The organism is Sorangium sp. So ce204 (assembly GCF_051526795.1).
GTDB lineage: Bacteria > Myxococcota_A > Polyangia > Polyangiales > Polyangiaceae > Sorangium > Sorangium cellulosum_B.
On sequence record NZ_CP150317.1, the window covers coordinates 12,514,661 to 12,532,908 of the forward strand.

At 70.9% G+C, this 18,248-nt stretch carries 19 protein-coding genes; 13 read left to right on the plus strand and 6 right to left on the minus strand.

Features of this window, described 5'->3' with window-relative positions; genetic code table 11:
* Positions 1-25 precede the first annotated feature (25 nt).
* From WMF22_RS47360 to WMF22_RS47375, 4 genes are all read left to right on the plus strand, one after another.
* Positions 26-1,276 carry a branched-chain amino acid ABC transporter permease gene (locus tag WMF22_RS47360; RefSeq protein ID WP_438034039.1) on the plus strand — a complete coding sequence of 417 codons (1,251 nt, stop codon included), beginning with the start codon at positions 26-28 and terminating at the stop codon, positions 1,274-1,276.
* Entirely contained in the window at positions 1,273-2,073 is an 801-nt protein-coding gene (locus tag WMF22_RS47365) for an ABC transporter ATP-binding protein (RefSeq protein ID WP_438034040.1), read from the plus strand. Before WMF22_RS47360 ends, WMF22_RS47365 begins: the two co-directional genes overlap by 4 nt.
* Entirely contained in the window at positions 2,070-2,828 is a 759-nt protein-coding gene (locus tag WMF22_RS47370) for an ABC transporter ATP-binding protein (RefSeq protein WP_437296408.1), read from the plus strand. Before WMF22_RS47365 ends, WMF22_RS47370 begins: the two co-directional genes overlap by 4 nt.
* 285 nt (positions 2,829-3,113) lie before the next feature.
* Positions 3,114-3,488 carry a response regulator gene (locus tag WMF22_RS47375; protein ID WP_012241215.1) on the plus strand — a complete coding sequence of 125 codons (375 nt, stop codon included), beginning with the start codon at positions 3,114-3,116 and terminating at the stop codon, positions 3,486-3,488.
* Positions 3,489-3,570: 82 nt separating this feature from the next.
* Here the strand turns inward: WMF22_RS47375 and WMF22_RS47380 are convergent, their stop codons facing one another.
* Positions 3,571-4,611, minus strand: coding sequence for a hypothetical protein (locus WMF22_RS47380; protein ID WP_438034041.1), 1,041 nt, complete (start codon positions 4,609-4,611; stop codon positions 3,571-3,573).
* A 517-nt stretch (positions 4,612-5,128) separates the two neighbouring features.
* Here WMF22_RS47380 and WMF22_RS47385 point away from each other — a divergent pair.
* The 4 genes from WMF22_RS47385 (at position 5,129) to WMF22_RS47400 (ending at position 8,341) form a co-directional block, all read left to right on the plus strand.
* Positions 5,129-6,694, plus strand: a complete 1,566-nt coding sequence (locus WMF22_RS47385; RefSeq protein ID WP_438034042.1) for a glycosyltransferase family 2 protein — start codon at positions 5,129-5,131, stop codon at positions 6,692-6,694.
* 321 nt (positions 6,695-7,015) lie between these two features.
* Positions 7,016-7,321 (plus strand): integration host factor subunit alpha, encoded by a 306-nt coding sequence (locus WMF22_RS47390; protein WP_012241218.1) that lies wholly within the window; start codon positions 7,016-7,018, stop codon positions 7,319-7,321.
* 11 nt (positions 7,322-7,332) lie between these two features.
* Positions 7,333-7,698, plus strand: coding sequence for a MerR family transcriptional regulator (locus WMF22_RS47395; RefSeq protein ID WP_437296411.1), 366 nt, complete (start codon positions 7,333-7,335; stop codon positions 7,696-7,698).
* Entirely contained in the window at positions 7,679-8,341 is a 663-nt protein-coding gene (locus WMF22_RS47400) for a hypothetical protein (RefSeq protein WP_438034043.1), read from the plus strand. Before WMF22_RS47395 ends, WMF22_RS47400 begins: the two co-directional genes overlap by 20 nt.
* Positions 8,342-8,463: 122 nt before the next feature.
* Here WMF22_RS47400 and WMF22_RS47405 read toward each other — a convergent pair whose 3' ends face one another.
* On the minus strand, positions 8,464-9,075 hold the full coding sequence (locus WMF22_RS47405; RefSeq protein ID WP_438034044.1) for a single-stranded DNA-binding protein: 612 nt from the start codon (positions 9,073-9,075) through the stop codon (positions 8,464-8,466).
* 277 nt (positions 9,076-9,352) lie between these two features.
* Positions 9,353-10,738 (minus strand): magnesium transporter, encoded by a 1,386-nt coding sequence (gene mgtE / locus WMF22_RS47410; RefSeq protein ID WP_437296414.1) that lies wholly within the window; start codon positions 10,736-10,738, stop codon positions 9,353-9,355.
* Positions 10,739-11,378: 640 nt separating this feature from the next.
* Between mgtE and WMF22_RS47415 the strand changes: the two genes are divergently transcribed.
* A complete protein-coding gene (locus WMF22_RS47415) occupies positions 11,379-13,748 on the plus strand; it encodes a hypothetical protein (RefSeq protein ID WP_438034045.1) in 2,370 nt (789 codons plus the stop codon).
* 207 nt (positions 13,749-13,955) lie between these two features.
* Positions 13,956-14,648 carry a response regulator transcription factor gene (locus WMF22_RS47420; RefSeq protein WP_438034046.1) on the plus strand — a complete coding sequence of 231 codons (693 nt, stop codon included), beginning with the start codon at positions 13,956-13,958 and terminating at the stop codon, positions 14,646-14,648.
* Here WMF22_RS47420 and WMF22_RS47425 read toward each other — a convergent pair.
* Entirely contained in the window at positions 14,630-15,565 is a 936-nt protein-coding gene (locus WMF22_RS47425) for a M23 family metallopeptidase (protein ID WP_438034047.1), read from the minus strand. The two genes, WMF22_RS47420 and WMF22_RS47425, sit on opposite strands and share 19 nt — an antisense overlap.
* 212 nt (positions 15,566-15,777) lie before the next feature.
* Between WMF22_RS47425 and WMF22_RS47430 the strand changes: the two genes are divergently transcribed.
* Together WMF22_RS47430 and WMF22_RS47435 are read left to right on the plus strand one after the other, a co-directional pair.
* Positions 15,778-16,455 carry a HEAT repeat domain-containing protein gene (locus WMF22_RS47430; RefSeq protein WP_437296418.1) on the plus strand — a complete coding sequence of 226 codons (678 nt, stop codon included), beginning with the start codon at positions 15,778-15,780 and terminating at the stop codon, positions 16,453-16,455.
* On the plus strand, positions 16,455-17,282 hold the full coding sequence (locus WMF22_RS47435) for a class I SAM-dependent methyltransferase (RefSeq protein ID WP_012241227.1): 828 nt from the start codon (positions 16,455-16,457) through the stop codon (positions 17,280-17,282). The genes WMF22_RS47430 and WMF22_RS47435 overlap by 1 nt, the downstream gene beginning before the upstream one ends.
* Before the next feature lie 51 nt (positions 17,283-17,333).
* Here WMF22_RS47435 and WMF22_RS47440 read toward each other — a convergent pair whose 3' ends face one another.
* Both WMF22_RS47440 and queD read right to left on the minus strand, forming a co-directional pair.
* Entirely contained in the window at positions 17,334-17,618 is a 285-nt protein-coding gene (locus WMF22_RS47440) for a (2Fe-2S)-binding protein (protein ID WP_438034048.1), read from the minus strand.
* 4 nt (positions 17,619-17,622) lie between these two features.
* On the minus strand, positions 17,623-17,985 hold the full coding sequence (queD, locus tag WMF22_RS47445) for a 6-carboxytetrahydropterin synthase QueD (protein WP_012241229.1): 363 nt from the start codon (positions 17,983-17,985) through the stop codon (positions 17,623-17,625).
* Positions 17,986-18,118: 133 nt separating this feature from the next.
* Between queD and WMF22_RS47450 the strand changes: the two genes are divergently transcribed.
* Positions 18,119-18,241 carry a hypothetical protein gene (locus WMF22_RS47450; RefSeq protein WP_272096326.1) on the plus strand — a complete coding sequence of 41 codons (123 nt, stop codon included), beginning with the start codon at positions 18,119-18,121 and terminating at the stop codon, positions 18,239-18,241.
* The last annotated feature ends 7 nt before the right edge of the window (positions 18,242-18,248 follow it).

Genomic DNA, 18,248 nt, shown 5'->3' on the forward strand with positions numbered 1-18,248 from the left:
TCGGCCATTCCAACTCTGGCCGGCCATGCCTCGACCGTTGCAGCGCATCCTCACTGCGCTCCTGCTCCTCGGCGTCGTCGTCGCCCTCGAGTTCGGCTTCGAGACCCTCTTGCCGGACGCTGCCTGGCGTCAGCTCGCCCTGTTCGCGATGGTGAACGTCATCGCGGCGCTCTCGCTCAACGTCATCAACGGCATGGCCGGCCAGTTCTCGATCGGCCACGCAGGCTTCGTCGGGATCGGCGCGTACACCGGGGCGGTCGTCGCCGGCAACCTGCACCAGCACCTCGGCGGCGGCGACCCGCTCTTTGGCAACTCGTTCGTCGTGATGCCCGCGGCGCTGCTCGCGTCCGGGCTCGTCGCGGCGCTCTTCGGCCTCGTGGTCGGCCTGCCGAGCCTCCGGCTGCGCGGCGACTACCTCGCCATCGTGACCCTGGGGTTCGCCGAGATCTTCCGCCTGACGATCGCGACGGCGACGACCGGCGGCCCCGACCAGGGGGCGATCGGCAGGCTCCTCGGGGCGCTCGGCGGCCCGATCGGCTACGCCGGCCCCGACGACACCGGCGTGCCGCAGTACGCCGGCCCGTTCTGGATCTTCGGCGCCGTCGTGCTCGCGACGATCGTCGCCTGGCGGCTGAAGTTCTCCGGCTGGGGCCGCGCGCTGCGCGCCCTCCGCGAGGACGAGATCGCCTCCGGCGCGGTGGGCGTCGATCCGACGCGCTACAAGGTCACGTCGTTCGTCATCTCCGCCGCCGGCGGCGGCATCGCCGGCGCCCTGCTCTCGTCGATGCGCGACGGCAACCCCACGGTCCAGCCGGACCAGTTCACGTTCAACTACTCGTTCGACGCCATCACGATGGTGATCCTCGGCGGCTCGGGCAGCGTCTCCGGGGCGATCCTCGGCGGCGTGTTCGTGACCTTCACGGTGAAGCTCATCGAGCAGCTGCAGGGCCTCGACAGCGTCCTCGCGCTGAAGGCGGCCTACCCCGCGCTCGATCTGAACGCCCTCAGGATGGTGATCTACGCCGCCATCCTCATCGGGCTGATGGTCCTCCGCCCCGAGGGGCTGTTCGGCGAGCGCGAGCTCTTCGGCCGGCGCTGGTCGCGCAGGAGGCGCTTCCCGGTGGGCCCGGCCGAGCCCGTCCCCGCCACGACCGGCGTGGAGGCGGGCGTCGGGCACGACGGCGCGCCGCCCATCCCGGGCGCGCCGCCCGATGAGCCGCCGCCCGGCATCACCGTCGGCCGCGAGGGCAAGGCGGCCCGGAGGGAGCTCGAGTGAACCTCGATCTGAAGCACGTGACCAAGCGGTTCGGCGGCCTGCGGGCGGTCGGCGACGTCTCCTTCACCGTGCCCGAGCGCTCGATCTTCGGGCTCATCGGCCCGAACGGCGCGGGCAAGACGACGGTGTTCAATCTGATCACCGGCGTATACAAGCACGACGAGGGCGCGATCCGCTTCGGCGGGACCGACCTCGCGCCGCTCCGGCCGAGCCAGATCGCGCGCCTCGGCATCGCCCGCACGTTCCAGAACATCCGCCTCTTCGGCCAGCTCACGGTGCTCGAGAACGTGCTCGTCGCCTGCGAGAACCTGCGGAGATCCACGCTCGCCGCCGCCCTCTTGCGCTCGCCGTTCTTCTACAAGGACGAGCAGGAGATGACCGAGCGCGCCCTCTCGCTGCTCTCGGTGTTCAAGCTGGAGGACATGGCCGACGAGATCTCGACGTCGCTCTCGTACGGCAACCAGCGCCGCCTCGAGATCGCGCGGGCGATGATGCTCAAGCCGAGGGTGCTCCTGCTCGACGAGCCGGCGGCGGGCATGAACTACGGCGAGGCCGAGGGGCTCAAGCAGCAGATCCGCTGGCTGCGCGACACCTTCGACATCACGGTCGTGCTGGTCGAGCACAACATGCAAGTCGTGATGGGGGTGTGCGAGGAGATCCACGTCCTCGATCACGGCGAGACCATCTCGCACGGCACCCCGGAGGTCGTACGCAGGGACCCGAAGGTCCTCGCCGCGTACCTCGGCGAGGAGATCGACGACGAGGCGGCCGTCGCGGCGGCGGAGGAGCCCGCATGAAGACATCGCATCCGACGCGGCAGCCCCCCTCGGTGGCCCCCGGCGACCCCCTGCTCGTCGTCGACGATCTCGCGGTCAGCTACGGCGGCATCAAGGCGCTCAAGGGCGTCAGCCTCGAGGTGCGGCGCGGCGAGATCGTGGCGATGATCGGCGCGAACGGCGCCGGCAAGACGACCACGCTGAAGACGATCGTCCGCCTCCTCCCGATCGCCTCCGGCCGCGTCCGCTACGACGGCAAGGACCTCGCGTCCGTCTCGACGGAGGAGCTCGTCGCGGCCGGCGTCTCGCTCGTCCCGGAGGGCCGCGCCATCTTCTCGAACCTCAGCGTCCGCGAGAACCTCGAGCTCGGCGCGTGGTGCCACAAGCACGGCCCCACCATGGCGGAGACCGTCGACGACGTGGTGAAGCTCTTCCCCCGGCTGGGCGAGCGCATGCACCAGCACGGCGGCACGCTCTCCGGCGGCGAGCAGCAGATGCTCGCGATCGGCCGCGCCATGATGGCGCGCCCCGCCATGCTGCTCCTCGACGAGCCCTCGCTCGGCATCGCGCCGCGGCTCGTCGCGGACATCTTCGAGTCCATCGCCAAGATCGCGGCGTCAGGAACAACCGTACTCCTCGTCGAGCAGAATACCCGACTGGCGCTCAAGTACTCGACGCGCGCCTACGTGCTCCGTACTGGGCAGATCGCCATGAGCGGCGAGTCGAAGGACCTCGCGGCGAACGAAGAGATCCGCGCGGCCTACCTCGGCGGCTGATCCCGCGTCCCCGCGCCGAAGCGCGTCGGCGCGTCGCGATTCCCCGAGCGGGTCGCAGACGGGCCATCACGGATCACGGCGGATCGCAGCGGATCAGAAGCGGATCGGAAAAGAAACAGGCAGGGAGCGCTGGTGTTTCAAGCGCGTATCAACGCATCGCGTGATGCGCTGAGGCGCGATTGATATCGCTCTTTGCCGAATATGGAGTATGGTCACTGTGAGCCAGGCCATGAAGACCTGGTTTTCACAGCGGCGGCCAGAGCCGGCTGCTGACGGGGGATACCCATGGAGATTGAGAGCACGACCCGCGTCCTGGTGATCGATGACGACGCCAGCAACTCCCAGCCGCTCGTCCACTTCCTCTCATCCCGGGACTACACGGTGGAGACGTGCTGCGGGCTCGGCCACGCGCGTGACGTGCTTGCCCGCTGGCGTCCTCATGTGATGGTGCTCGTGCCCCGGGAGGAGGCGGAGCTCCACAGCGAGATGGAGGAGCTCCGCCGCATGTCGCCGCGCGTGCCCGTCGTGGTGCTCACGCCCGCGGTCGGCCCCGAGCTCATCCTGGACATGGAGGCGTTTGCGCCCACGGTGCCCGCGTGCCCGTCGCGCGGCCTCGCGTACATCGAGTCTGCGGTGGCCGACGCCTCGGCCATGGGCTGACCGCGGCCGGCCTCGGATCGGGGCCCGCGCGCACCGCGGGCCGGGTCCCACCCGGGGCAGGCGCTTGCCGCATCGGCTCGCCTCAGGCGGACGGCTCGATCCCGTCCGGCAACCCGTCGAAGAACTCCTCCACCACGGACGCGAGCCAGGCGCGCACCGGTCCGGTCGCGCACATGCTCCTCACGACGGGCCAGAGCGCGTCCGCGAGCGCGCCGACGTCGAGCTCGGGCGCGATCCCGAGCCGCCCCAGCGCCTCGCCGAGCGGCTCGCCCGCGTGCGCGGCGACGAACGCCGCGATCGCCTCGCTGGTCCGCGCCCGGACGGGCCGATCCCGGAGCAGCTGCGCGGCGATGTCGGCGCCGAGCTCCTCGGCGATCGCCGAGCTCTTCGCGTCGAGCTGACCGACGAGCGCGCAGATCTCCTGCTCCAGCACCCACGTGGCGACCTGCTTGCGCAGGCCGACGAACTCGGGGGTGTCGCCCTTGGCGACGAGCAGGTCGTGCACCTGGCGCATCGCCGTGCGCGAGAAGCCCTGCAAGAACCGGCGGATCTCGGGCTCGAGCCGCCGCTCGAACTCGCCCCGCATCGCGCCCATCGTCTTGCCGACCCCGCCGAGGCCGAAGGGGGCGACCCGCTTGAGGAGCGCGGGCAGGCCCCACTCGGCGAAGAACGGGTTCACCTTCTCGGAGAACTCCATCAGCGTGTCGTAGAGGACGTCGCGCATCACCGCGTCGAGCGCCGCGCTCTCCAGCACCTCGCGCACGAGCCGCTCGGGCACGATCTTCGGCTGCTCGAGGATGCGGTCGAGCTTGTCGCGGGCGCCCTCCGGCAGGAGCTCCTTCGCGCGCCGCCGCTCGGCGCGCGCCGCCTCGACGAGCGCCGCGAGCGCCGCGGCGGCCGCGGGCCGGACCGCCCGCCGGAGCGGCTCCTCCGCCGCCAGCGCCTCGAGCGCGCGCCCGATCGCCCCCGCGTCCACGAGCTCGCCGAGCGGCGTCGCGAGCAGCGCCGCGAAGCCGGCAGGCAGCCGCTCCCGGAAGTCGCGCGCCGCCGCCTCCGAGACGAGCCGCGCCTCGAGGAACGCGATCTGACGAGCCTTCAGTTCATTAAGTAGCGCGCGATCCATCGGGCAACCGATAGCCCCGAGCCCCCGCCGGTGCCAGGCGCAGATGACCCCGGGCCCCTGCCGACGCGGCGCCCGGCGCCCGGCGCGCGGCCCTGCCCAGACCCCCAGATCGCGCAGTACTGTGAATCTGCCCAGCGGGTGAGCCCCTTACTCATCGAACGTGGTTTCGGAGGAGCCTTACCAAAAACACCTTACTTGGAGCTCCAGTATCCGGGAACCCCCTGAGTCGGCGCGCCGCTCGCGCATGGGCGTTCGTGCGGCGGACCTGCGGGCAGCGCCGCGCGCCCGGGCGAAGCGGGATTGTCGGTGATTGTCATTCCCCGCGGGGAGCGACTCGGGCCGAAGTCAACTTTGCGGACCTCGCGACAGAGAGTTGCAACGAATTACAAGTGCCTGACAACTTCGGATCCGGCGGGTGGTACGCGTTCGTTGTCTGTCGGCGCCTGCAGGGGTGGAGAACGGCGCTCTCGCCCGTCCCCACGGCTGCACGGCAACCCGCCGGCGGTAGGTGCTCGCGATGCTCTCCCTGCTGCTCTGTGTCCTCTACTTCGGCGTGCTGCTCGGCCTCAGCGGCTACGGCCTGCACCGGCTGCACCTCGTGGTCCTCTGTCGCCTGAACCGCGCGAAGATCACCCGCGCGCAGGAGGTCGCGGCCCTGACCGATCGCGACCTCCCGCCGGTGACGATCCAGCTCCCGCTCTTCAACGAGTCGACGGTCGCGGCGCGGCTGCTCGATGCCGTCGCGAAGATGGACTACCCGCGCGACAAGCTGGAGATCCAGGTGCTCGACGACTCGACGGACGAGACGCAGGGCCTCGTCCGCGCGCACGTCGAGCGGCTGCGCGCGCTGGGCCTCGACGCGGTGTACCTGCACCGCGTGGACCGCGTCGGCTACAAGGCGGGGGCGCTCGACGCGGGGCTCAAGATCGCGAAGGGCGAGCTGGTCGCGATCTTCGACGCCGACTTCATCCCGCAGCCGGACTTCGTGCGGTCCATCGTCGGCCACTTCGAGGACCCGACGGTCGGCATGGTGCAGACGCGGTGGGGCCACCTGAACCGCGACGTCTCGATCCTCACGCAGGTGCAGGCGCTCATGCTCGACGGCCACCACCTCGTCGAGAACCGCGCGCGCTTCGGCGCGGGCCTCCTGTTCAACTTCTCCGGCACCGGGGGGATGTGGCGCAAGGACGCCATCCGCGAGGCGGGCGGCTGGCAGCACGACACGCTGACCGAGGACCTCGACCTGTCGTACAGGGCGCAGCTCGCGGGCTACCGCTTCATCTACCGCGAGGATGTCGTCTCGCCCGCGGAGCTCCCCGAGGACATCTCGGCGCTGCGCGCGCAGCAGTACCGCTGGGCCAAGGGGACGGTGCAGACGGCGCGCAAGCTGATGGCGACCGTGCTGAGCGCCAAGCTCTCGCTCGGGCAGCGGATCGAGGCGTTCTTCCACCTCACGCCGCACTTCGCCTACCCGCTGCTGGTGCTGCTGAGCGTCCTCTTGCTGCCGGCGCTCGTGCTGTTCCCCGCGGCCGACACGCTGACGATGATCGCCATCGACCTGCCGCTCTGCACGGCGACGACGGGGTCGCTCGCGGCGTTCTACATGCTGGCCGAGACGGCGCAGGGCCGCTCGCGCTGGGGCGCGGTCAGGCGTCTGCCGATGCTCATCGCGCTCGGGACGGGGCTCGCGCCGTACCTGTCGAAGGCCGTGATCGAGGGGCTCCGCAGCATGTCCGGCGAGTTCGTCCGGACGCCGAAGCAGGGCGACAACAAGGGCCGGTACAAGGTCCGCACGGACCTGCCGATCACCGAGGCGATGCTCGCGGTGCTGTCGTGCGGCGCGGTGGTCGCGTCCGTGGAGACGGGGCACTACTTCGCCACGCCGTTCGCGGTGCTCTTCGCCGTCGGCTACCTCTACGTGGCGTTCCTGGTCGTCCAGGAGCAGATCGTGCGCCGCCGCGATGTGGCCTCGAGCGCGCCGGTCGTCGGCTGGAGCGACGCGCGGCCGAGCGAGGCGGCCGTCGTCGGCGCCTGGTCCCGGCAGCCGACGAAGGAACGCCACCTCGGCGATCTTGCCGTCTGAGCGGATCGTCGCCGCCGGGCCCCTCCTGCGCCCCTGGTCGCGCCGGTGAGCCTGCCGGGGTTCCTGGCCGCCGGATCGAGGGTGCGAGGTGTGGGGCGCTGCTCGTGGGGTCGCAGGTTCGCTCCGAGCGCTGCGTTGCTCGGGGGGGCTCCACGAAGCGTGCCTGGTGCACATCGGGCGAAGCCTGCGTAACCCCCTGGACCTTACCGACGCACGCTGGCATTCTGCCCTCCAGGCCGGTCGGGGGACCGCACGCGGCTTCCTGAACGGTCTTCAGGGGTTGCGGCGCGTCCCCCCTTCTGCAAGGGCGATGGGGGTGTCATGACGAAAGCCGAAATCGTTCAGGCGGTCTACTCCCGCCTTGGGGGGTTCTCGAAGAAGGAATCTGCCGATCTGGTGGACCTCGTGTTCGAGACCATGAAGGAAACCCTGGGCCGCGGGGAGAAGATCAAGATCTCTGGATTCGGCAACTTCGTGCTGCGCGACAAGCGCCAGCGGCAGGGTCGCAACCCCCAGACCGGCGACCCCATCCTGATCACGGAGCGCCGGGTCCTGAACTTCAAGGCGAGCCAGATCTTGAAGCAGGCCCTCAACCCGCGTGAGACGGCCTCGGCGGCCGAGGAGTAGACCGCTTGGCGGTGCGCGCGCAGCTTCCGGCGAAGCTGTACTACCGGATCGGCGAGGTGGCCGGCATCGTGGGGGTCGAGCCGCACGTGCTCCGGTACTGGGAGACCGAGTTCCGCTCCATTCGCCCGCAGAAGTCGGCGAAGGGGCAGCGGGTCTACAGCCGGCGCGACGTCGAGACGCTCCTCAAGGTCAAGGAGCTGCTCTACTCGCACCGCTTCACGATCGCGGGCGCGCGGCGCAAGCTGCGCGAGGGCGGCATCGAGCCGCCGCCGCCGGACGCGGGCGCGAGCCACGAGGAGGTGCAGCGGATGCGCACGGCCCTCGTCGAGATCCGGACCGAGGTGCTCGCGCTGATGGATGAGCTCGAGCGCGTCTGAGCTCCACGGCGTGGCGCCGGGCCTCGGGTTGCGCCTTGCGTTGCCGGCCGGGGCGAGCGACACGCCGGAGGGGGCGCTCCCCGCGATCGACGTCTCCGCGATCGCGGGCGCGAAGGTGACGCTCCTGCGGGGCGTCGAGGCGGACGGGCTCTCGCTGCGCGCGGTGTGCGTGACGGCCCCGTCGCGGCAATGGGTGACCGGCCTGGAGGAGCTCGTGCTCGATCGGGCCTCGGGGCTCGTGCGGGGGGGCCTCGGGGTGACGATCGAGCGGTGGGAAGCAGGGCCGATCCACGCGCAGTCGCAGCGGTTCGAGCAAGCGTTCGAGGGAGCCGGGAGGGCAGGCGCGCGCGCGGTGGTGATCCGCGGGCAGCACGCGCTCGGCTTCGCCGGGAGCGAGCACGACGCGGCGCTCTGCAGCCTGGCCTGCCTGGAGCCTGCGCAGGGGACGGGCGCTCGGTGCGGCGCGCTGCTCGGCGCGACCGCGTTCGAGGGCGTGTTCGTGGCGCCGCCCGAGCCGGGGCTGCTCGTGCGGACGATCTTCCTCGCCGCGGAGCAGCCGCTCGCCATGACCGCGGCGCTCGGCGTGCTTGCGGCGGCGGGGGTGACCGTCCTGCTGGCGCGGCGGCCGCGGCCGCGGCCCTAGGATGGGGAAGAGGGGCTCGTGGAGAGCTGCCTGGCCGTCGGAGAGGGCCTGTCGCGTGGATGCGAGATGCTGAAGGGAGAGGCGTACGCCAGGCGGATGACTCGACCGGGCAGGGGGAGCGATCAGAACGGGATGTCGTCGTCGTTGCCGCCGCCGTAACCGCCGCCGCCGAAATCGTCGGGCGGAGGACCGGGATCCTGCGCAGCCGGCGCCGGGCGACCGCCGCCGCCGCGGTTGTAGCCGCCGCCTGCCGGGCGGCCGCCGCCGCCGCCACCGCCACCGTAACCGCCGCCGCCACCACCACCACCGCTGTAGCCGCCGCCGCCGCCGCCGCCGCTGTAGCCACCGCCGGGATCCGCGCCGAACGCGCCTGCGTCATCGCCGGCAGCGCCGCGACCGCGGCCCCCGCCCGTCAGCAGGACGTTGTTCGCGATCACCTCGGTCTTGTAGCGCTTGTTGCCATCCCGGTCGTCGTAGCTCGACGTGCGGAGCGAGCCCTCGATGAAGATCGAGGAACCCTTGCTGAGGATCTTGCCCAAGGCCTCGGCGCGCTTGCCCCAGATCACGACATTGTGCCAGTCCGTCCGTTCTTTCCGGACCTTGTCGCGGTCCAGGTACGACTCGGTCGTCGCGAGCCGCAGGTTCAAGACGGCCTGACCCCCCTGGGTGAACCGGAGCTCTGGGTCGGCGCCCAGGTTGCCGAGCAGCATTACGCGATTCAAGCCTTCGGCCATCGTCACTCCTTCCCTAGGAGGGGCTCAGCGCACGCTGCGCTGAACGAACGTCGCCTGCTTCACTCCCCCATGGGGGCCGACGCGTCAAGGGTCGTGGCGCGCCGAAAAGCACGCGGCGCGCCCGCGCGGGGGGGACCGGCGTGGGCCTCGGCACGGTCGGCGCGGCGTCGCTCGATCGCCGTCCGATGGCCGTCCGATGGCCGTCCGATGGCCGTCCGATCGCCGTCCGATCGCCGTCCAATTCCGCCAGGCTCCGCGCAATACCGCGTGATTCCGCTCACCCGCCCGCTCCGGCCTGCGCGAGGAGGTCGGCCAGGAAGAGCCGGGCGATCGTGAAGTAGAGGAGGATCCCCAGGACGTCCACGAGGCTCGCGATGAACGGCGTGGAGCTGGTCGCCGGATCGAGGCCGATGCGCCGGAGCAGGAGGGGGAGCATGGCGCCGACGGTGCAGCCCATGAGGACGATCGCCATCAGCGTCGCGCCGATCGTCAGGACGAAGCCGGTGCCGTCGCCCCAGAGCCAGACGCGGACCATGCCGATGACGGAGAGGATAAGGCCGAGCACGACCGCCTGCCCGAGCTCGCGGACGAGGACGCTCGCCCAGTCGCCGACGCGCACATCGCCGACGGCGAGGCCGCGGATGATGAGCGACGACGACTGCGAGCCGGAGTTGCCGCCCGTGGAGATGAGCAGGGGCACGTAGTAGGCGAGCGTCGCGACGGCCTCGAGCTCGTGCTCGAAGCGCCGGAGCACCTCCCCGGTCATGAACTCGCCGACGAACAGCACGGCGAGCCACGGGGCCCGCTTCTGGATGAACGTCCAGAAGCTCGTCTTGAAGTAGCTGTCCTCGATGGGGCCGACCGCGCCGAGCCGCTGCATGTCCTCGGACTGCTCCTCCGTGAGGACGTCCATCACGTCGTCGACGGTGATGACGCCGAGCAGCTTGCGGTCCGCGGAGAGCACGGGCAGCGCGTTGAAATCGTACTTGGCCATGGTCCGCGCGACCTCTTCCTGGTCGGTCTCGGGGCTGACGGCGAAGACGTTCTCGGTCATCACGTCCGCGAGCTTCTCGGACGGCGAGGCGAGCAGCAGATCGCGCAGCGACACGACGCCGATGAGGTGCCCGCGATCGGAGACGATGTACACGTAGTAGATGGTCTCGGCGTCCTCGCCGACGGCGCGGATGCGCTCGATCACGTCGGCGACCGTGAGGTGGATGCCCACCGACACGTAGTCGGTGGTCATGAGGCCGCCGGCGCTGTCCTCGGGCCACTTGGCGAGCTCCTCGACCTCGGCCGCCGCCTCGGGGTCGACCTTCTCCAGCGTGGAGAGCAGCGTGCCGCTGACCTGGTCCGGGAGGGCCTCGATGAGGTCCGTGCGGTCGTCGGCCGCCATCTCGGAGACGATCGGCGCGATGCTCTCGACGCCCATCTGCTCGACGAGCGCCTCCTGGGTCTCCTCGTCGAGGCGCTCGAAGATGGGCGCGGCCTCCTCGGCCCTGAGCGCCATCAGGACCTTCGCCGCTTCGGCGTCGTCCAGCAGGCCGATGAGGTCGGCGAGGTCCTCGTCGTGGATCTCGTCCAGCAGCTCGGAGAGCTGCGCCGGATCCTCGGCGAGCAGCTGCCGTACCTCCGGGACCATGGCGAGGGCGACGCGCAACATGCCCGGGCACTGACCACAACTCGGCCCTGCTGGGAAGCGGCAAACCCCACCGGCGCCGGGCCCGCGACCCACCCAGCTCCCCGCACCGACCGAGGTTGGGCTGCGGCGCCGCGGCCGACCGAGGTTGGCCCTCCCACGACCGCCCGCCGCGCGCGATGGAGGCTGGGCTCCCGCAACCTGGGAAGGAGTGATTTGCAATACAGTGATAAGTGAACTTTCTCGACTGGCCGACCCAGGTTGAGGATCAGGCCGGAGGAGCCAGGTCGACCCAGGTTGAGGGCGGGTCGCCCAGGTTGAGGGGCGGGTCGCCTACTGCGTTGGCTGTCGCGCAATCAGGTTGACGTCGCGGCGGCGCGCGGGGCATGGAGGGCACGGGGCCGCGTGCGGCGGCATCTCGTTTGCTATGGCACCCCTTCGCGGGGTCGAGCGGGGCCGGCCGGGTCGAATTGACAGCCTTCCGGTCGGGTCCCTAGCATCGGGCTCCCGTCGAGCCGTGGATCGCCTGCGGAAGTCGGTCATGGGCCCGTGGACGGCGGGCCTTTTCGGTGGCTTGACCGCCGCGCAACTGGATCGGTGGTCGAAAGGAAAGTCGAATATGACGCGGATAGAGCGTGAGAGCAGGCGCCCGTGGAGGGGCGCGGTGAGGTTCGCCATGGCGGGCCTGCTGATCGCGGGCACAGGCAGCGCCTTCGGATGTCTGAGCCGCCCCATCGCCGAGAACAAGCCCCGGTCGACGTCGACGATCGTCGAGCGGCTGACGCAGAGCTCGGTCGACAAGATCGACCTGCTCCTGGCGATCGACAACTCGGGCTCGATGGCCGACAAGCAGGCCATCCTCGCCACCGCGATCCCCGACCTCGTCGAGGGTCTCGTCAACCCGCGCTGCATCCACAGGGACGGCGTGATGACGACCACGGTCGCCTCGCCCAACACGCCCTGTCCGCAGGACTACAAGCGTGAGTTCGAGCCGGTCAAGGACATCCACATCGGCATCATCAGCTCGAGCCTCGGCGGCCACGGGGCGGGCGCCTGCCAGGCGTCGACGAGCGCCTCGAACGTGGACATGGCGCACCTCCTCGCGCGCAGCGACGAGAACTCCGACGTCAACGACCTCCCGACCTACCTCAACCTGGGCTTCCTGGCCTGGGATCCGGATCAGAAGCTCGACGGTGAGCCGGAGACGCCGGATCAGAACGACGGCGAGGCGGACATCGGCCCGAATGATTCGAACGCCGACCTCAACAACACGACGCTGGTCGGGGCGCTCACCGCGATGGTCGAAGGCACGGGGCAGACCGGCTGCGGCTTCGAGGCGCAGCTCGAGAGCGTGTACCGCTTCCTCGTCGACCCGGAGCCCTACGCGACGATCAGCATTGACGCGGACCAGAACATCGTCGTCACCGGCGAGGATGCCGTCGTCAAGAAGCAGCGCGCCGACTTCATGCGGCCGAGCTCGCTCCTCGCGATCATCATGCTCACCGACGAGAACGACTGCTCGATCCGCGAGGAGGGCAAGAACTACCTCGTGGCAGACACCACGCCAAGCTTCCGCCTGTGGCGGCCGCGCAGCGAGTGCGCCACCAATCCGGGCGACAAGTGCTGCAGGTCGTGCAGCCAGAAGCAGGATGGCTGCTCACCCGACCCGACGTGCACGGGCACGGACGGCAACACCGCCAGGCTGAGCAAGGAGGAGGACCCGGTCAACTCGCGCTGCTGGGATCAGAAGCGCCGGTTCGGCTTCGACTTCCTCTACCCGATCGACCGCTACCGGCGCGCCTTCACCGAGGCGCAGATCCCGAACCGCAGGGGCGAGCTGGTCCCGAACCCGATCTTCAGCGATCCGAACCCGGACGACCTCGACTCCAACGTCCGCGATCCCGGGCTCGTCTTCTTCGCCGGTATCGTCGGCGTGCCGTGGCAGGACATCGCGCGTCAGAACGCGGACGGCCAGCCCGACCTGCTGAACGGCCTCAACCAGGATGGCGAGCCGGTCGGTGGGTTCAAGAACTCCGACGAGCTCAGCGCTCCGGTGGCCGGCGCCGCCAGCACCTGGGAGCTCATCCTCGGCGATCCCGCGACGTACCAGGCGCCGAAGGATCCCTTCATGGTCGAGTCGATGACGCCTCGCTCGGGCATGAACCCGATCACGGGCGATGCGATCGTCGGACCGCAGGCGACGGGCTGGAACGGCATCAACGGCCGCGAGTACACGATCCCGGCGGACAGCACGGGGGACCTCCAGTACGCCTGCATCTTCGATCTCCCCCAGGCCGCGGTGAAGACCTGCGACGGGGCGGCTACGAGCTGCGACTGCAGAGCGGTGGGGGGTCAGCCGATCGACAACCCGCTGTGCAGGCCTGACGCGGGGAACGATCAGGAGGATCCGGCGCCCAGGTCGACGACGCAGATCAAGGCGAAGGCCTACCCGGGCCTCCGCGAGCTGCAGCTCATCCGGGAGCTCGGCCCCCAGGGCATCGTCGGCTCGGTGTGCCCGCGCCAGCTCGAGCGCGCCGGCGACGCCGACTACGGCTACCGGCCGGCGATCGGCGCCATCATCGACCGCCTGAAGACGGTGCTCGGCGGCCAGTGCCTGCCGCGCACCTTGACGCCGGACACGGAGCAGCAGGTCTCCTGCCTGATCCTCGAGGCGCGCAACTCGCAGGGCCAGTGCAACTGCAACGATCCGAGGAAGCTGGGGCGCCTCGACGTGACGGGCGATCATACGGCGGCGAAGGACGAGGTGCTCTCGCTCGACATCGCGAAGGCGTCCGGCTGGGACTGCGTGTGCGAGATCCAGCAGCTCGAGGGCGACGGCGCCGTCGCGTGCAGGACCAGCGTCAGCGACGACATCGACGTGCATGGGTGGTGCTACGTCGACCCGTCGATCCGGCTCGGCGAAGCCAGCATCGTGGCCGACTGCCCGTCGACCGAGCAGCGCAAGATCCGGTTCACGGGTCAGGGCGAAGCCCAGCAAGGGGCCACGCTGTTCATCACCTGCTCCGGCGAGTAGGTGACGTCAGCTGGCGTCAGCTAACGTCTGCTAACGTCCGCTAACGTCCGCTAACGTCTGATTGAGCCCGGCGCGCGGGGTGCGGTCGTGAGATCGCGCCCCGCGACGCTTTTGTGGTGCTTTGTGGCTCCAGAGCGGCTCCAGCGAGCCGGCCGGAGGAGCGCTGGGAGGGACCTGCTCGGTTTTGTGCTAAGACCGGACTCCGTCGTGGTGGCACGCAAGAAGATTCTCATCATCGAGGACGAGCCCCACATCGTGCTGGGGCTGACGGACGCCCTCGAGTTCGAGGGCTTCTCGGTGGCGTCGGCCTCGAAGGGGAAGGACGGCGTGCTGCTCGCGCGGCAGGAGAAGCCGGACGCCATCCTCCTCGACCTCATGCTCCCCGACACCAACGGCTTCAAGGTCTGCGAGGATCTGCGGCGCTGGGACGCGTTCGTGCCGATCATCATGCTGACGGCCCGCGGCCAGGAGATCGACAAGATCCGCGGCCTCGACGCGGGCGCCGACGACTACGTGACCAAGCCGTTCAGCGTGGGCGAGCTCATCGCCCGCCTGCGCGCCCTCTTCCGCCGCGCCGCCCGGCCGGCCGAGGCGCCCGTCGAGGTGTTCTCCATCGGCAACGTGCAGATCAACATGACCGCCCATACGGTCTCGCGGGGCTCGCGCTCGGATCAGCTGTCGTTCTACGAGGTCGAGCTCCTTCGCCTGCTGCACGAGCGCCTGGGCCAGCCGGTCTCGCGCGAGGAGATCCTCCAGAAGATCTGGGGGATCGAGGCCGGGCCGTCGAACCGCACGGTCGACAACTTCATCGTCAAGCTGCGCAAGAAGGTCGAGCGTTCGCCCGACAAGCCGGAGCACATCCTCACGGTCTACGGCTTCGGTTACAAGCTCGCTCCCTGACGGAGCGGCAGGACGTTGCGGAGGTCGCAAGGCACCGTCACCGCGGCGTCGGTGATGCGCTTCGCATCGAGCTCGGGGAGGCGCGCGCCCTCGCGGATCTGCCGCGCCTCGAGGCGGAGCCGGACGAGGCCCGGGCTGCCCGTCTCGCCGGCGTACCCGACCACGTCGCCCGCGTCGAGGCGCGCGCCCGCCACGACGCCGGGGCCAGGGCGATCGAGGTGGCCATGGAGCAGGAGGTACCTGCGCACGCGATCCGCGTCGGGCGCCTCGCGCACGTCGTGCGCCGTGGCCACCGTGATCCCGGACAGCGCGCCGACGAAGACGACCTCGGCCTTCCCCTCCTGGCCCTCGAGCCTGAGCGCCGCCACCCGCTCGCCGCGCGTCGCGGCGATGTCGATCCCGCCGATCCACGACGGCGGCTCGGGCCGCGCCGCGCCGATAGCGGCGACGGAGCCCGCTGCAGGCAGCGCGCCCGCCCCGGCTGGAGCCTCCTCGACAAGGAGGAACCCCGGCGGCGCGTCCGGCGCGCCGATCGGGAACGTGTACGCGGCGGCGCTCGCCGGACGTTCCGGGCGGCGGGGGATGTGCTCGTGGGCCTGGCTGCGCGTGCCCGCTCTTGCGGGGCGCGCGCCGGCAGGGTCAGAGAGCGCCGCGGCGCCGCCTTCGGGGAGCGGCGCGCCCGGAGCAGGCAGCGGGACGCAGGCGGCGCCCTCCGGCACCGTGCGCGGGCCGCAGAGCGCCGCCGCGCCCGCGGCGCCGCGCGCCGCGGCCGCCGGAGGGACGACCGCGGGCGGCGGCGGCTCGGGATCGTCGATGCCGCCGAGCGCGAGGACCAGCGCCGACGCCGCGGCGCCGCGCACCAGCGGGGAAGGGGAGACCGCCGCCCTCGCCGGGCGGGCTTGCGATGAGCCGGACACACGCATGCCACGAACGGTCTACCGCATCGCGCGCGGCGGGCGAGCTCGATGGAGCGGCGGCGCGCTCGTCCCGCCCGGCTCGCGCGCGCGGCCACGGCGTGGGCGGCGCCGGGCACGCGCGGCCGCGCCCGCCGTGGACGGGAATTCGCGAGGAACAGGCCCTTGTTGCCTGCCGGCTTGCGGAGGCGACGCGCTGTTGATAGCTCCTCTTCGTGCAAAATCGTCAAGCGATCGAGACGACCCTGAACAAGCTGTTCGACGCGGAGCGCACGGCTCGCCGGCTCCACGACGACCTGACGGCCATGCCCGGCGATGGGCTGCTGGATGTCCTCACGGACGCGATCGCGGCCGCGACGCGCGAGAACGACGAGGACGAGGCGGCGCTCCGGCTGGTGCGTATCGCGTCGCTGCTCGGCGAGCACGAGGGGCCGCGCGCGCTCGACGCGCTCATCGACGTGCTCGCGTCGGAGCACCCCGAGGCGCGGCAGGCCGCGGGCGAGGAGATCGAAACGCTGGCCTACGATCGGTTCAAGGAGGTCGCGCAGGCGATCGAGCGCGCGCTGAAGCGGCTGCCGGTGGGCTCGTCGGCGCTCCCGGAGCTGCCGTACCTCATCGCCGAGGTGCCGGAGCCGGGCGTGCCGAAGCTGCTCAGCCAGTTCCTGAGCCACAAGGATCCGGACGCGGTCGCGGCGGCGATCGAGACGCTCGTCGAGATCGGTGACCCGGCGCATGCGCCGCTCATCCAGCCGCTGCTCGACGACAAGCGCACGGTCGAGCTCGCCGACGACGGCGGCGACGACGCGACGTCGGAGGTCACGATCGGCGAGCTCGCCGAAGAGGCGCTCAGCCTCCTCGCGCCCTACGACGACGAGGAGGACGGGGTCGCCTGATGATCGGCCCGCCGCTGAGCGCGGCGGACGCCGTGTTGTTCGAGCACGCGGTCGTCCCGCGCTACCTCTCGTTCTTCGCCTCGCTGGCGGTCGAGATGCTGCTGCCCTCCGAGGCGGCGCGCATCGTCCACCTCGGCTGCAGGAGCGGCTTCCCCGACGCGATCGTGGCCGACAAGCTGCCCGGCGCGACCCTCGTGGGCGTCGACGGCTCCGCCGCCGCGCTCGAGCTCGCGCGCGACAAGGCCGCGCTGTTCTCCGGGATGAACGCGAGCTACGTGCTCGCCGACGCCCTGCCGACGCCGCTGCCGGACGCGAGCTTCTCCCACGCGTTCACGCTGCACCCGGTCTGCCGTCCGAGCGAGCGGGCGCAGCTCCTCGCCGAGCTGCGCCGGGTCCTCGTCCCCGGCGGCCAGGCGCTCATCGCGCTGCCGCTCCGCGGCTCGTTCCCGGAGATCGCGGACATCGCGCGGGAGTGCGCGCTCAAGCAAGACCTCTCGGAGCTCGGCGCCGCGGTGGACGCCGCCGCCGTCAGCCGCCCCACGATCGAGACCATCGCCGAGGAGATCGAGGGCGCGGGGCTCGACGAGGTCGAGGTCGACGTCCAGCTCATCGCCGTGTCGTTCGAGAGCGGGCGTGAGTTCCTCGAGGATCCCATCTCGAGGTTGATGGTGATCCCCGAGTCGACGGCGATGCTCGACGTCGAGCCGCAGATCATCGACTCGATGCTCAAGTACCTGCACCACGCGGTCTCGAAGTACTGGTCCGAAGGGGTCTTCGAGCTGACCGTGAACGTCGGGTGCGCGAGCGCTCGCCGCCCCCTCGTCTGATCACGGCCGACGATCGGGCCAGGGCGCTGGTCGCGCGGAGCGCGGCCAGCGCTAGCGCTCGCGCCCGCCGCCGCGGAGGCCGAGCTCGTCGAGCCCGGCGAGCGCCGCGAGCGAGACCGGGTGGTACGGCGGCCGCGGGGTGATCGGCTTCCGGGCGTCGCCCCCGCGCTCCTCGATGAGCCGCGCGCAGAGCGCGAGGCACCACTTGCCCTGGCACCAGCCGGTGCCGAAGCCCGTGTAGCGCTTGACGGACTCGACGTCCTTGTAGCCGCGATCCATCGCGGCCTCGAGCTCGTGCAGCGTGACGTCCTCGCAGCGGCAGACGAGCGTCTTCATCGATCTAGTCGCCCTCGTACTCGCAGCGGGCGTCGCAGGTCTCGAAGATGGTGACCCGGTTCAAGGACGGCAGCGACGGCGCGAGGCGGGTCCAGATCCACCGTGCGAGCACCTCGCTCGTCGGGTTCTCCAGCCCGGGGACCTCGTTCAGGTAGTGGTGATCGAGCAGGTCGTGGAGGGGAGCCCAGGCCTCGTAGAGGTGGCTGTAATCGATGAACCACCCTGTCTCCTCGTTCACCGGGCCGCGGATCGCGACCTCGACCTTGAAGCTGTGACCGTGGAGGCGCGCGCACTTGTGCCCCTGCGGCACCTTGGGAAGGCGGTGGGCGGCTTCGAAGCGGAACTCGTGTACGAGACGGACGTTCATCGGAGCAGCGGTCATGGGGCGGTCGCCGTGGGGCGTCAACGCCCCGTGGCCTGAACAGGGGGCGGCGTGAGGTACGGGGTTCCCTCGAGGGGCTCGAGCGGCTATACCGCCGGCCATGCCGCAGAAGCCCGCAGTGAGAGCCAAGAAGAAGCGTCGCGATACGAAGCGCCTGGCGAACTGGCGCGCCAAGAAGGAGCTGCAGAGCGCCCAGGGGACGCCGGCCGAGCCGGCCGCCGCCGCGCGGTCCGGCAGCTGAGCCGCGA